The 14,368-nt window shown below is 64.8% G+C and carries 12 protein-coding genes; 10 read left to right on the forward strand and 2 right to left on the reverse strand.

Features of this window, described 5'->3' with window-relative positions:
* Positions 1-117 precede the first annotated feature (117 nt).
* From ACT01B_RS20905 to ACT01B_RS20940, 8 genes are all read left to right on the forward strand, one after another.
* The gene (locus ACT01B_RS20905) at positions 118-1,014 is read left to right on the forward strand and encodes a 5'-nucleotidase, lipoprotein e(P4) family (RefSeq protein ID WP_445145122.1); all 897 of its coding nucleotides are present in this window, start codon (positions 118-120) and stop codon (positions 1,012-1,014) included.
* 288 nt (positions 1,015-1,302) lie between these two features.
* A complete protein-coding gene (locus ACT01B_RS20910) occupies positions 1,303-2,310 on the forward strand; it encodes a hypothetical protein (protein ID WP_445145123.1) in 1,008 nt (335 codons plus the stop codon).
* A 126-nt stretch (positions 2,311-2,436) separates the two neighbouring features.
* Positions 2,437-5,109, forward strand: coding sequence for a glycerol-3-phosphate 1-O-acyltransferase PlsB (gene plsB / locus ACT01B_RS20915; protein ID WP_445145124.1), 2,673 nt, complete (start codon positions 2,437-2,439; stop codon positions 5,107-5,109).
* Between the two features lie 100 nt (positions 5,110-5,209).
* The gene (locus ACT01B_RS20920; RefSeq protein WP_445145125.1) at positions 5,210-6,565 is read left to right on the forward strand and encodes a metal-dependent hydrolase family protein; all 1,356 of its coding nucleotides are present in this window, start codon (positions 5,210-5,212) and stop codon (positions 6,563-6,565) included.
* Positions 6,566-6,745: 180 nt separating this feature from the next.
* Positions 6,746-7,501: a bifunctional demethylmenaquinone methyltransferase/2-methoxy-6-polyprenyl-1,4-benzoquinol methylase UbiE gene (gene ubiE / locus ACT01B_RS20925; protein WP_445145126.1), complete on the forward strand. Its 756-nt coding sequence runs from the start codon at positions 6,746-6,748 to the stop codon at positions 7,499-7,501.
* Positions 7,502-7,507: 6 nt separating this feature from the next.
* Positions 7,508-8,803 (forward strand): NAD(P)H-binding protein, encoded by a 1,296-nt coding sequence (locus ACT01B_RS20930; protein ID WP_445145127.1) that lies wholly within the window; start codon positions 7,508-7,510, stop codon positions 8,801-8,803.
* A complete protein-coding gene (locus ACT01B_RS20935; protein WP_445145128.1) occupies positions 8,800-9,276 on the forward strand; it encodes a DUF2269 family protein in 477 nt (158 codons plus the stop codon). The genes ACT01B_RS20930 and ACT01B_RS20935 overlap by 4 nt, the downstream gene beginning before the upstream one ends.
* Positions 9,277-9,376: 100 nt before the next feature.
* Positions 9,377-10,024, forward strand: a complete 648-nt coding sequence (locus ACT01B_RS20940) for a Pr6Pr family membrane protein (protein ID WP_445145129.1) — start codon at positions 9,377-9,379, stop codon at positions 10,022-10,024.
* A gap of 18 nt (positions 10,025-10,042) precedes the next feature.
* On the opposite strand, the gene ACT01B_RS20945 is transcribed toward ACT01B_RS20940, so the two are convergent.
* Both ACT01B_RS20945 and ACT01B_RS20950 read right to left on the reverse strand, forming a co-directional pair.
* Positions 10,043-10,738, reverse strand: coding sequence for a glutathione S-transferase family protein (locus ACT01B_RS20945; RefSeq protein WP_445145130.1), 696 nt, complete (start codon positions 10,736-10,738; stop codon positions 10,043-10,045).
* Positions 10,739-10,744: 6 nt separating this feature from the next.
* Entirely contained in the window at positions 10,745-11,668 is a 924-nt protein-coding gene (locus ACT01B_RS20950) for a DMT family transporter (protein ID WP_445145131.1), read from the reverse strand.
* Between the two features lie 108 nt (positions 11,669-11,776).
* On the opposite strand from ACT01B_RS20950, the gene ACT01B_RS20955 reads away from it, so the two are divergent.
* Positions 11,777-12,286 (forward strand): Lrp/AsnC family transcriptional regulator, encoded by a 510-nt coding sequence (locus ACT01B_RS20955; protein WP_445145132.1) that lies wholly within the window; start codon positions 11,777-11,779, stop codon positions 12,284-12,286.
* A 523-nt stretch (positions 12,287-12,809) separates the two neighbouring features.
* On the forward strand, positions 12,810-14,351 hold the full coding sequence (locus ACT01B_RS20960) for a S10 family peptidase (RefSeq protein WP_445145133.1): 1,542 nt from the start codon (positions 12,810-12,812) through the stop codon (positions 14,349-14,351).
* Positions 14,352-14,368 lie beyond the last annotated feature (17 nt).

The following is a 14,368-nucleotide window of genomic DNA, read 5'->3' on the forward strand; positions in this document are numbered from 1 at the left end:
CACGAGACTCGCTGTGACTTCCTGTCGCCTGTCACGGGGGGTCGCGCCCCGAGGTCGACACCGCCCTGTCGTAAACTTGTTCAATCCTGCTCGCTCAAATCTCCACGGGAATCCTTCATGTCCGTTCGTCTGCCGACGGCTCTTGCCGCCCTGGCCCTGCTCGCCGCTTGTTCTGCCGCGCCCACCAAGGCGCCATCTGTCCCCACTGTGCCCACGGCCGCCGCGACCGCCGCGACGCCCGCCGACGACAATCTCAATGCCGTCGCCTGGAGCCAGACCGCGATCGAGCACGACCTGATCTACCTGCAGACGTATCGCGATGCCGAGTCGCGCCTGCTGCCCGCGCTGAGCGACAAGCAATGGGACGCCCTGCCCAAGGACGATCGCCTGGCGCCGGTCAAGGGCCTCAATCCCGCCGTGGTGCTGGATATCGACGAGACCGTGCTGGACAACTCGCCCTACCAGGCGCGTCTGATCAAGAGCGGCGGCGAATTCAACGAGGCTGACTGGGCCGCCTGGTGCAAGGAAGAGCGCGCCCGCGCCCTGCCTGGCGTGGTCGAGTTCACCCGCTTCGCGGCCAGCCATGGCATCGCCGTGATCTACATCTCCAATCGCGCCAAGGACCTGGACCAGGCCACCTTGTCCAATCTGCGCAAGGCGGGCCTGCCGGTATCCGGCCCGGAAGCGTTCCTGGGCCTGGGCACCTTCGTGGAGGACTGCGAGCAAGTCGGCACCGAGAAAGGCTGCCGGCGCCAGCTGGTCAGCCGCAAATATCGCGTATTGATGCAATTTGGCGACCAGATCGGCGATTTTGTGACTGTATTGGCAAATAATGCCGAAGGCCGCCAGAAGGCCATGAGCTCCTACATGGGCTGGGTCGGCACGCGCTGGTTCGTCCTGCCCAATCCGACCTATGGCTCTTGGGAGCCGGCTTTGTTTAATAATGACTGGAGTGCGCCCCGCGAAGAGCGTCGTCGCCAGAAAATCAGTCGCTGCGCCTCGATTAATAAGTAACTAGAAACAGCAGGTTACATAGCGCAACTTAAAGTATTGCTTTAACTTAAGGAGGGAAGTAAGATCTCCCCCGCTGACACCTGCTGACCTTGAAAACTCCGCAGGCAAGGCCATTTCCCTTCCGGCTCTGCCGGATTACCCCGTGAGGCCCAACGCCCGCGGGGTTTTCTTTTTGGGCGCCCCGACACTCCTGCGCCTGCTGGCTCTTGTTCACCCGGAGCCGACACCCTTACGCTCGGCCGACCGCCCCGTACGCTGGTCCACCGGGCGCCATCATCGCGAGACTCCATGCGTCGTTCATCCGTTTACTTCGCCGCCGCCCTCGGCGCCCTGCTCCTGCTGGCCTCAGCGGCGGCCTTGTTCATGACCTCGCACAAAAGTGCGCCGGTGGTCGTGACTGCCGGCGGCGAAACGCCGGAAGCGTCGGTGCAGCAGTCGCTGGCGCTGATCAAGGCCGGAGACTTCGCCGACTTCTGGAAGCACGCGCTGCCGCCAGCCGACTTCGACACCTTGCGAGCGGACTGGGCGCGCCCTCGCCCGGATGAGCAACCCATCAGCCCCGAGGATCGCGCCGACTTCATCAAGAACGTGCAGCAGCTCACCGAACCGGGTGCGGAGAACAAGCTCTACGCGCTGGCCCGGCCCAAGCTGAACCAGCTGGAGCAGCAGTATCACGACCAGCTGCCGGTGATGATCGGCATCGGCCAGGCCATTGCCGCGACCGGCGTGGCCCAGAGCAAGGAGCTGACCAACCCGCAGAAGCAGCAGGCCACCGAGGTCATCAATGTGCTGGCGCCATGGGCCCAGCAGGTGCCGTGGTTCGACCAGGCCAAGGCCAAGCAGGCCATTGCCGTGGCCGTGGCCACCGCGCGCCAGCTTGACCTGAAGACGCCCGAGGCCCTGCGCTCGATGAATTTCGACACGGCGATGCAGAAGTACAGCACCGGCTTTCTCGGCATCAAGCAGGTGCTGAGCATCTATGGCCTGTCGATTGACGACACGCTGGACTCGGTCAGAGTGACGACGCTGGAAAACCGCAACGGCCATGCGCGCGTGCGCATCGACTACACCCTGCTCGGCAAGCCGCTATCCACCGAATCGAGCCTGATCGAACAGGACGGCCGCTGGTACAGCGACGACATGCTGCAGAATGTGCGCGATGCGCATGACCGGCTGGTCGCACCGCCCGCCCCGGCCAGCAGCGCGCAAGCACCGGCGGCGCCCGCGAGCGCGGCGACACCGCTGCAGACGTCGACCAAGCCGCCCGCCAGCAACGCCGCAGGCACCAAGCACTAAAAAGTCGTCATCCCAGCGGCCCTCAACAGCCGAAGGGCTGTTGAGAGCCGCTGGGATGACGAGCAAGGATTTGTGCAGACCTTCCTCAAGAAGCGGTTTCGCCAACGCACCAGTTACAATCTGGGGATGCAGAATATGTCGACCACGGACACTCCCGCCCGTAGCCGCGCGCCCTGGTGGTTCAACCTGGCGGGGCAACTACTTGAACCCTGGGTGCGCATCCGCCGCGATCCCGCCGAACCGGCCGCCTTGCTCAAGGCCGGCGCGCCGATTTGCTATGTGATCGAGCGCGATGGCTTCTCCGACGGCTTGATCCTCGAACGCGCCTGCCGCGAGGCCGGGTTGCCCAGCCCGATGCAGCCGCTATCGGGCACGCGCCGTCGGCGCTCGGTCTTTGCGCTGGCGCGCCGCGACGGCTGGCTGTTCGGCCGCAGCCGCAAGCGCTCGCCCAACGAGCCGCTCGGCCAGCTGGTGCGCTCGCTGGAAGTCGAGCCGGACCGCGATATCCAGATCGTCCCCGTCTCCATCTATGTCGGCCGCGCTCCGACCCGCGAGTCGGGCTGGTTCAGCGTGCTGTTCTCGGAAAACTGGGTGGTGGTGGGTCGCTTCCGTCGCCTGCTTGCCCTGCTGCTCAATGGCCGCGACACGGTGGTGCATTTCTCCACGCCGGTGTCGCTACGCAGCGTGATGACCGAGGCCGGCGAGATCCGGCCGGAACGCCTTACACGCAAGATCGCCCGCGTGCTGCGCACCCACTTCCGGCGCATTCGTGCGGCGGTGATCGGCCCCGACCTGTCGCACCGGCGCACCGTGGTCGACGCCGTGCTCAATGCCGAACCCGTGCGCGAAGCCATTGCCGCCACCGCCGCGAAGGAACGCATCAGTCCGGCCAGGGCCTGGCGCAAAGCGCACGACATGGTGATGGAGATCTCCGCCGACTATTCGCACCCGGTGGTGCGTTCGGCCTCGTTCCTGCTCTCCAACTTCTGGAACAAGCTGTACGACGGCATCGCCATGCATCACTTCGAAAAGGCGCGCGCCGCGGCGCCGGGCCATGAAGTGGTGTACGTGCCCTGCCATCGCAGCCACACCGACTACCTGCTGATGTCCTATCAGCTGCATGTCTCCGGCGTGGTGGTGCCGCATATCGCGGCCGGCGTGAACCTCAACCTGCCGGTGATCGGACCGATCCTGCGTCGCGGTGGTGCGTTCTTCCTGCGCCGCAGCTTCAAGGGCAACGCGCTGTACCCGGTGGTGTTCAACGAATACGTAGCGCAGCTGATCGATCGCGGCGTCCCGATGGAGTACTTCATCGAGGGCGGTCGCTCGCGTACCGGACGCCTGCTGGCACCGCGCGCCGGCATGCTGGCGATGACTGTGCGCGCCTTCCTGCGCGCGCCGCGTCGCCCGGTGCTATTCCAGCCGGTATACATCGGCTACGAGAAGCTGATGGAGGGCAAGAGCTACGCCGGCGAACTGTCCGGCAAGCCGAAAGAGAAGGAATCGCTGCTCGGCCTGCTGCGCGGCTTGAAGGTGCTGCGCCAGCGCTATGGTCATGTGGCGCTGAACTTCGGCGAGCCGATTGAGCTCAATCCCCTGCTCGATGCCGCCAGCGCGAACTGGCGCGTCGCCACTGCCAATCCGGATGCCAAGCCCGAATGGCTGGGCCGTGTGGTGGATGATCTCGCCGACCGCATCCAGATCAATATCAATCGTGCCGCCGACGTCAATCCGATCAACCTGCTGGCGCTGGCGATCCTGGCCACGCCCAAGCACGCGATGGCAGAAAACGACCTGCTGGCGCAGCTGGAACTGATGAAGTCCCTGCTGGAAGAGTTGCCGTATTCGGATCGCGTCACCCTGACCTCGATGGACCCGCCGGGCATCATCGCCTATGGCGAGCAGATGGGCTGGATCCGTCGCGTGCGCCATCCGCTGGGCGACGTGCTGATGACCGAGGGCGAGCAGGCGGTGCTGCTCAGCTACTTCCGCAACAATGTGCTGCACCTCACGGCCACCGCCGCCTGGGTGGCCTGCTGTTTCCTCAACAACCGTCGCATGTCGCGCGCCTCGGTGCTGCGCCTGGGCCGCATCATCTACCCGTTTATCCAGGGCGAGCTGTTCCTGCCGTGGGATGCCGACGGCTTCTGCACCCAGCTGCAGGCCACCATCGACTTCTTCGTACGCCGCGGCCTGCTCGAAGCTACCGGCGACGGCCGCGTGCTGGAGCGTGGCCCCGGCCAGGACGATGCGGCTTACCAGCTCAAGATCATTGCCCGCAGCCTGATCCAGGCGTTCGAGCGTTACTACATCACCATCGCGGCATTGGTGAAGAACGGTCCGCACACGCTCAGCGCCGCCGAGCTGGAAAACGCCTGCGCACTCACCGCGCAACGATTAAGCCTGCTCAACGAGTTGTCGGCGCCGGAGTTCTTCGACAAGGCGCTGTTTCGCGGCTTCATCCACAAGCTGCGCGAGAGCCGCATCGTGTGGACCGACGAGGCCGGCAAGCTCGACTACGACCGCGGCCTGGAAGACATGGTGCGCGATGCACGCGTGATCCTTGCCCGTGAGGTACGCCACTCCATTCTCAAGATCACCCCGGGCGGCGACGGAGAGAAGGAAGCGCATGTGCCGACCGAGCTCGCCAAGCCCGAAGCGGCCAAGCCGGTCCCCGTGGACGCCTCCAGCGAAGCGCTGCACGAACGCCACGTGGTGGCGGAACACCATGCGCACGCGCCTGAAGAAGTCACGCCCGTAACGGAAGACGCCAGCGACGACGCTCCGCGCAAGGACTGATGCCGGCTCCCCGGAACCTCGCGGAGGGGTGACGAAAGTCACGCCTCCGCGCCGGTCACGCAGCCCATAAGATGGCTGCTTCATCCCGGGGAGCTTCACCATGACCGCACGAGTCGCCTTAGCTATTGCCGCCGCCCTTTCGTTGCCGACCGCCATCGCGGCCGACGCGGCCCATACCAACCACGATGTCACCGTGCTGCATTGCTCGCGCATGGTCGATCCCGTGGCCGGCAAACTGCTGGGCGAAACCACGCTGGTGATCGACAGCGGCCGCGTCAAGGAGATCCGTGCCGGCGCCGTCGACGACAAGCCCTATCGCGATGCCGCGGCCGCGGCAGGCGGTAACTACGCCCTGGTCAACCTGGCTGACTCCACCTGCATGCCGGGCCTGATCGACGCGCATACGCATCTCACGTCCGAGACCAGCCCCACCGGCTACACCGACCAGTTCCGCTGGAACACCGCCGACTTCGCGATCCGCTCCACCGTCTACGCACGCCGCACGCTACTGGCCGGCTTCACCGCGGTGCGCAATGTTGGCGACGGCGACAACGAATCGATTGCCCTGCGCAACGCGATCAACGCCGGCATCGTGCCGGGCCCGCGTATCTTCTCCGCCGGCAAGCCCATCGGCACCACGGGCGGCCATGCCGATCCCACCGACGGCTATCGCATGACCCTGGCCGGTAACCCGGACGCGAAGGACGGCATCATCAACAGCGCCGATGACGCCTACAAGGCGGTGCGCCAGCACTACAAGGACGGCGCCGACCTCATCAAGATCATGCCCTCCGGTGGTGTGCTCGACGAAAGCAGCAGCGTCGACAACGCGCAGATGACCATCGACGAGATCAAGGCCGTGGTCGCCGCCGCCCACGACTACGGCTTCACCGTTGCCGCCCACGCGCATGGCGCCGAAGCGATCCGCCGCGCCGTACTGGGCGGCGTCGACTCGATCGAGCACGGCACCTTCATGAACGACGAGGACATGAAGCTGATGAAGGAACACGGCACCTGGTACGTGCCCACCATCATCGCCGGCAAATACGTGCAGGAAAAAGCCAGCGTGCCCGGCTATTACCCGGCGCAAGTCGCAGCCAAGGCCAGGCAGGTCGGCCCGCTCATCCAGGCCACCGCAGGCAAGGCCTACAAGGCCGGCGTGAAGATCGCCTTCGGTACCGACGCCGCCGTCTATCCGCACGGCCAGAACGCCAAGGAGTTCCAGTACATGGTGGAGGCCGGCATGCCGGCGATGTTCGTCCTGCAGGCCGCCACCACGCACGCCGCCGAACTGCTGCACAAGCAGGACGAACTGGGCCAGATCGCCGTGGGCCGTCGGGCCGACGTCATCGCAGTGCCGGGTAATCCGCTGGACGACATCACGCTGATGCAGAAGGTCAACTTTGTGATGAAGGATGGCGTGGTTTACAAGGAAGCTGGCAAGGAAGCCTTGTAAAGCACCGCACTGCTCCCTCTCCCGTCCGGGGAGAGGGCCGGGGTGAGGGGCCAATCTTGCGGCAAGGCCAGTTCAGGGCCGGCTCTTTTGAAGCTCTCCCGCGAGCACCCGCCCCTCATCCCAACCTTTTCCCCCAACGGGGAGAAGGAGCTCGGAGCTGCGATCCGCTACCATGTCCCCATGAGCAATCAGCACCCCAACACCACCCATTTCGGTTTCCGCGACGTGCCTGTCGCCGACAAGCAGAAGCTGGTCGGCCAGGTGTTTACTTCAGTTGCGCGCAGCTACGACCTGATGAACGACCTGATGTCGTTCGGCGTCCACCGCCTGTGGAAGCGCCATTTCGTCAGCGTGAGCGGCGTACGCCGCGGTGACCGCGTGCTCGATCTGGCCGGCGGCACCGGCGATATCGCCGCACTGCTGCGCCCGGTGGTGGGTGCGGAAGGCGAGATCGTGGTGGGCGACATCAACGCCGCCATGCTCGGCGTCGGTCGCGACCGCATGACCGACCGCGGCATGGTGTCGGGCCTGCGCTGGGCCCAGCTCAACGCCGAGGCGCTGCCGTTCCCCGACAACAGCTTCGACGCCGTGACCATGGCGTTCGGCCTGCGCAACGTCACCGACAAGGACAAGGCACTGGCCGATATCTGCCGCGTGCTCAAGCCGGGTGGCCGTGCCCTGATGCTGGAATTTTCGCGGGTGCAGAGCGAACTCTTCAGCAAGCTCTACGACTTCCACTCGTTCAAGGTGCTGCCCAAGCTCGGCCAGCTGTTTGCCGGCGACGCCGACAGCTACCAATACCTCGCCGAATCGATCCGCAAGCACCCGGACCAGGAAGCGCTCAAGAGCATGATGGAACGCGCCGGCTTCGGTCGCGTGGACGTGCGCAACCTCACCAACGGCATCGTGGCGATCCACCGCGGCTACAAGTTCTAAGCCCGCATGCGCGTGCTGGTCACCGGAGCCTACGGTTTCATCGGCTCGCACATCGTCGCGGCCTTGGTGACCGCCGGTCACGACGTCACTTGTGCCGTACGCGGCGCCCGACTTGACACCCGCTTCCCCGGATTGAAGGCCGTCGCCTGCGACATGGCGCGCGACACCACGCCAGCGGCCTGGCTTCCTCGCTTGGAGGATGTCGATGCCGTCGTGAATTGCGCCGGTATCCTGCGTGAACGAGCCGCCGACAGTTTCGAGGCCGTCCATGTACAGGCACCGCAGGCCTTGTATCTGGCCTGCGTGAAAGCTGGCGTGCGCAGGGTGGTCCAGATCTCAGCCTTGGGGAACGTGAGGGATGGCGCCTTCATTGCCAGCAAACATCGCGGCGACGAACAACTTCTCAGCCTGCCGCTCATTGCTACGATCTTGCGCCCATCGGTGGTCTACAGCGCCCGCGGTTCGTATGGTGGCACCTCCCTGCTGCGCGCGATGGCAGCGCTACCTTGGCTGACGGTGGTACCTCGCGCCGCACTGCGACCTTGCATACAACCGATGGCCGCCGAGGACGTCGGCCTGGCCGTGGTAGCTGCGCTCGAAGATCCACCGCAGGAAAGCGAGACGCTGGAGCTGGTGGGCCCGCGGGCGATGGGCCTCGATGACTATCTGCAGTGCTGGCGCCGCTGGCTCGGCTTGCCCATGGCCAAGATATGGGCGGTGCCCACGGCATGCGTCAAGGTGATCAGTCGGCTTGGCGAATGGCTCGGCGTTGGTCCGCTCGGCTCGACCATGCAGGGCATGCTTGAACGCGGCAATCTTGGGCGGCCCGACGCGCTCGAACACTTGCACACGCGACTCAACCTGACACCTCGCACCCTGGAGCATGCACTGGCCGAGGCGCCCAGCCACGTACAGGATCGTTGGCATGCGAGGCTTTACTTCGCCTTGCCTCTGCTGCGCGTAAGCGTGGCCCTGTTGTGGCTTGGCTCTGGTGTCGTCGGCTGGCTGCTGCCACCGGAAGCGGTGGCCGATGCGGCGCCGAACGGTCTGCCCTCTGCCGCCACTGCGCTGATGCTGGCGCGCGGCACGGCGACGCTGGATCTGTTGCTCGGTGCGCTATGCCTGCTTCGGTGGCGCTCTGGTTGGGTGCTAGCCGGCATGTTGCTGATGCTGATCGGCTACACGATCGGCATCGGAACGCTGTGGCCGGCGCACTGGCTCGACCCATTCGGGGGGCTGCTGAAAAACCTGCCTCTCATGGCGGCGCTCATTGTGCTGATGGCGATAGAGGAGAAGCGATGAGCGCTTACGCGCTGTTGAAGTTCGCGCATATTCTGTCCTCCACGCTGTTGTTCGGCACCGGCCTGGGTACCGCGTTCTTCATGTGGTTCACCTGGCGCAGCGGCAACCTTGCTGCCATCGCGGCAGCGTCTCGGCTAACCGTACGCGCCGACTGGCTGTTCACCACCCCGGCCGTCCTTATCCAGCCCATCACCGGCGTGCTCCTGGCACGGCTCATGGGATTTCCCTGGAGCACGCCATGGCTGCAGCTGGCCATCGCTCTCTATCTGCTGACGGGCCTCTGCTGGCTGCCCGTGGTTTACCTGCAGATGCGCGTGCGCAACCTCGCTGCGGGAGCACTGATCGCCGGCCAACCATTGCCGCCGGCCTGCTCGCGGTTGATGAACCTATGGTTCGCGCTTGGCTGGCCGGCGTTTCTGGCGGTGCTGGGCATCTTTTGGCTCATGGTGGCCAAACCGACGCTTTGGACCTGAGCAATGCTTTGCGACAACCCCGTTATCGGCGCTGTCACCGCTGATGCGCTGCGCAATGGCATAGTGTCGACATGCCATCGACCCATCGCTGAGTCCAGCCATGCCGCAACCCTATCGTCCGCTTGCCACCATTGGCGCCCTGCTCGGCTGGTTCGCGCTGGCGTTGCAGTTATGGATGTCCATTCGACTGGCCGGTGGCTTTCTCGCGGGCGCGTGGCTGTTCCTTGGCTTCTATACGATTCTCAGCAATCTGCTGGTGGCCACCAGCCTGACTGCGGCCGCCATGGGGCCGCGCGGTGCGGTCACGCGGTTCTTCGTGCGCCCTGGTGTTCAAACGGCCTTGGCCATGAGCATCACCATCGTAGGCCTGATCTACAACGTGATGCTGCGCGGACTGTGGCACCCCGAGGGCTGGCAGCTATTGGCCGACGTGATCGTGCACGACGTGATGCCCGTGCTGTACCTCATCTACTGGTGGCTGGCTGTCTCGAAACGAGAGCTGCGCTGGACTCAGGTGCTGATCTGGCAGAGTTACCCCGCGGCGTATTTCCTTTACGTGCTGCTGCGAGGCTCGGTTGATGGCTGGTATCCGTACCCATTTCTTGACGTCAAAACGCTGGGTTATGTCCAGGTAGTGATGGACGCCTGTTTTGTACTACTGGCCTTTATCGCCGTGGGGCTGGTGCTGGTCGCCCTGGGCCGCTGGCAGGCACGCCGGCGCGGCGACGTTGTAGCCGCCACGGTCTGAGGCGCTATCCCTCGCGATCTACGCTTGACGCAGGTCGTCCACGACATCGCCGTAGTGCAGCGTCTCCTCCTCGTGCGCCTGGTCGCGCCAGGTTTCGGTGAGTGCGGCGTCGTACCAGCGACGCATGGACGGTAGCGCCAGCAGCCGTTGCGCATACTCCGTTGCGGGCCGATCAAGCGCGATGCCGTAGGTCTGGACGCGATACGCGACCGGCGCAAAGAACGCATCAACCGCGGTAAACGCCTTGCCCGCGAGGAAGGGGCCGCCGAAGCGTGCCAAGCCTTCGGTCCATAACTCGTTGATACGGTCGATATCCGCCTGCAGGGCCGGCCCGATGTCACGCAGGCGCACGCGAATGCCGCAATTCATGCCGCACTGGTCGCGCAGCGTGGCGAAGCCGGAATGCATTTCCGCCGAGGCACAACGCGCCCAGGTGCGGGCGGCGGTGTCGGACGGCCAAACCTGTGGATGACGCTCGGCGAGGTATTCGGCGATGGCCAGCGATTCCCACACCACGGTATCGCCATCGTGCAGGCAGGGTACGCGCCCCGTCGGCGAGAAGCTGCGAAAGCTGCTCCAGTTGGAACCTGCCGCGAAGGCCACCTGGCGCTCTTCAAACGGAAGGCCAAGCTCGCTCAGCAATACCCAAGGGCGCAACGACCACGATGAGTAATTCTTGTTGGCGATATAGAGAGCGATCGTCGACTTGGTCATGGCGCCTCAGTGTTGTTTGACGGGGGTCGTGGCCACCGGTGCGGCGGACGATGGCGCACGGCGACGGGCATTGGCAAGCACCACGCCACCGACCGTAACCATGCCGCCGACCAAGGTCAGCCAGCCCGGGCGTTCGCCCAGCCATACCCAGCCGATCAGCACCGCGATCGGCGGCGAGAAATAGATGAAGCTGCTGACCTGCGAAGCGGAAGCTCGATGCAGCGCCGCGTTCCACGCGACGTAACCGATGAACGTGGGCGCGATACCGAGCCACACCAGCGCCCAGATATGCGAGGCCGGCGCCGCGGCCAAGGCATGCGGCAAACCCAGGCCGAATGGCAGCGCGCCCAGCATGCCGGCAAAGAAGGTGAAGCCCGTGACGCCCAGCATGCTGTTGCGTGCGAACAACGGCTTCTGCCCCACGAAGAAGATCGCACACGCCAGCACGCTGACCAGCACCAACGCCGCCATCGGTTCGAACTTCACGTCCTTGCCGCTGGCCAGCACCACCATCACGACACCGACCAGGGCCACGCCCAGTCCGATCAGGGTGCGGGGCGATAGGCGCTCGCGCAACCAGATCGCCGACAGTGCCGCCGTGGCCGCCGGCACCAGCGAAATCAGAATCGCCGCGGTGCCGCTGGCGACCCGGGTTTCGGCCGTGTTGAGGCACAGATGATAGACAGTCAGGCCGATCACACCGAGCAGAGTCAGCTGCGGCCAGTCGCGCCGGGCCGGCAGCGGCACTTTCTTCACCAGCAACAGCACGGCGAAACACAGCGAACCGATGGCCAGGCGCGCCAAGGCCACTTCGCCAGGGGTGAACGAGGCCAGCGAGTAGGCGATCGCGGCATAGGCCGACGACCAGGTGAGCAGGGCAATGCCGATATAGACAAGGGCGCGCCCGTCGAGGCGTTCCGGGGTTTGCATGGGGGAGGTTCCGTGGGAAAGCGTGCAAATCGTAAGTCGGAGGGCGGGTACGCTTGAATGATGGATCAGCGTACGATGCGGATGTTTCGCCAACGAACGAAGTGTCCAATGAACGTACTTACCTTTGAATCGAAACCGATTTGGGATGTAACGGATTGGCAACTGCTGGAGGCCCTGCAGCAGGATGCGCGCCTCGGCTATGCGGAACTGGGACGCAAGGTGCGCCTCTCCGCCCCTGCCGTGGCCGAGCGCGTCAGGCGCCTGGAGGAAGCGGGCGTCATTGCCGGTTATCGTGCCGTGGTGAACCCGCGCAAGCTGGGTTACGAGATCGACGCGATGATCCGGCTGCGCTGCGACGGCGGCATCTGCGCTCGGGTAGGCACCCTGGTGGCAGACATCCCCGAAGTGCTCGACTGTCGCCGCCTGGCCGGTGAGGACTCGGCCCTGCTGCGCGTGGTGGCCATGTCCATCGCACACCTGGAAACCGTGCTCGACCGGCTGCTGAAGATCCACGCGAGCATCAGCACCACCACCCTGGTGGTGCTGCAGACGCCACACGAGAACCGACCACTGACGCGCACCATGTGGAACGCCGGCCGCTCGCTACTCGAAGACTAGGCACCCGTTTCCTATCGCCGTTGTAGGAGCGCACCCTGTGCGCGACAAAGCGGCAGGACTGCCGATTTGCACAGCGCCAGCTGCCCGCAGGGCGAGGGCCAAGGATGGCCCGAGTGACAAAGCGGCAGGACTGCCGATTTGCACAGCGCCAGCTGCCCGCAGGGCGAGGGCCAAGGATGGCCCGAGTGACAATGCGGCAGGACTGCCGCTTTGCACAGCGCCAGCTGCCCGCAGGGCGAGGGCCAAGGATGGCCCGAGTGACAAAGCGGCAGGATTGCCGCTTTGCACAGCGCCAGCTGCCCGCAGGGCGAGGGCCAAGGATGGCCCGAGTGAAAAGCCTACGTAGCGGCAACGCCGTGATCGCGCACAGGGTGCGCTCCTACAACAATAAAGAGCGGGCACGCCCTGGAACTTGCGACCATGGTCGCGTGCTCACCCAGTACTTTTGTCACGGTCGCACACGCGCCGCGATGCGCATACTCCAGAAACATTACATCGATCCAATCGTTGCCTGGGAGTTCGCATGCGCCGTCTGTTCTACCTGCTGCTGAGCGGCAGTCTGGTGTTGTCACCCTGTACCGCCCTCCTGGCCAAAGACGCCCCCACCGACAAGGCCGCCGCCGCCAAGGATGAAGACGTCCAGGCGCCGACCACCGAAAGCGCGGTGCGCACCAAGCACAGCGTGAGCATCAACGGGCATTCGATCGCCTATACGGCCACCGCCGGCAACCTGATCATCCGCGACGAGAAGGGTCAGCCGCAGGCCAGCGTCTTCTACGTGGCCTACACGGTCGATAATGGCAAAGCGGAAAAGCGGCCGGTGACCTTCCTCTACAACGGCGGCCCGGGTTCTTCCAGCATGTGGCTGCATATGGGCTCGTTCGCGCCGGTGCGCATCGAGACGGCCGCCCCTGAGGCGACCGCGCCCGCGCCGTACAAGCTGGTGCCGAACAACGACAGCCTGCTCGACAAGACCGACCTGGTCTTTATCGATGCGGTCGGCGCCGGTTATTCGCGCCCCGTCGGCAAGGCCGAGGGCAAGGACTTCTGGGGCGTCGACCAGGACATCTCGGCGTTCTCGCGCGCGATCCAGCGCTACGTCACGGTCAACAACCGCTGGAACTCGCCCAAGTTCCTCTACGGCGAAAGCTACGGCACCACGCGTTCCGCGGCCCTGGTCGATGCGTTGCAGGACAAGGGCATGTCGTTCAACGGCGTGATCCTGATGTCCTCGATCCTCAACTACGGTGTGCGCATCCCCGGCTATGACGAGATGTATGTCGGCTACGTGCCCAGCTACGCGGCCGCCGCCTGGTATCACAACAAGCTCGCCAACAAGCCGGCTGACCTGAAGGCTTACCTCGACGAGGTGCGCGCGTTTGCGCGCGGGCCGTATGCCACGGCACTCGCCAAGGGCCAGGATCTGTCGTCGGCCGAGGCGGACGCCGTGGCTCAGAAGCTGGCCAGCTATACCGGCATGCCGGCGAGCTACATCAAGGACGCAAACCTGCGCGTGGAGCCATCGCGCTTCCGCAAGGAGCTGCTGCGCAACGAACGCCGCACGCTGGGCCGCTACGACGCGCGCTTCGAGGGCGTGGATGAAGACGCCGCCGGCGAGACGCCGGACTACGATGCGTCCGATGCCGGCATCAGCGGCGCGTTCGTCACCGCCTTCCACGACTATGTCACCAGCCAACTGAACTACCACAGCGATCTCGAGTATCGCCCGACCTTCAGCGACATCGGCAAGGACTGGGACTGGAAACATCAGGCCGCCGGCATCAAGCGTCCGCTGCCCACCGCGTATGTGGCCGGTGATCTGGCGCATGCGATGCGTACCAACCCCAACCTGCAGGTGCTGTCAGTCAACGGCTATTACGACTTCGCCACGCCGTTCTTCATTACCGAGTACGACCTGGCGCACATGAATCTGGAGCCGTCCCTGCGCGGCAACCTGCACTTCGTGTACTACCCCTCGGGCCACATGATTTACCTCAATACCGAGGCGTTGAAGCAGCTCAAGGGCGATCTGTCCCGCTACTACGACAACACCACCCACCTTTGATCTGCGACGTACCGGAG

The sequence above is a fragment of the Dyella sp. Tek66A03 genome (genome assembly GCF_052567735.1).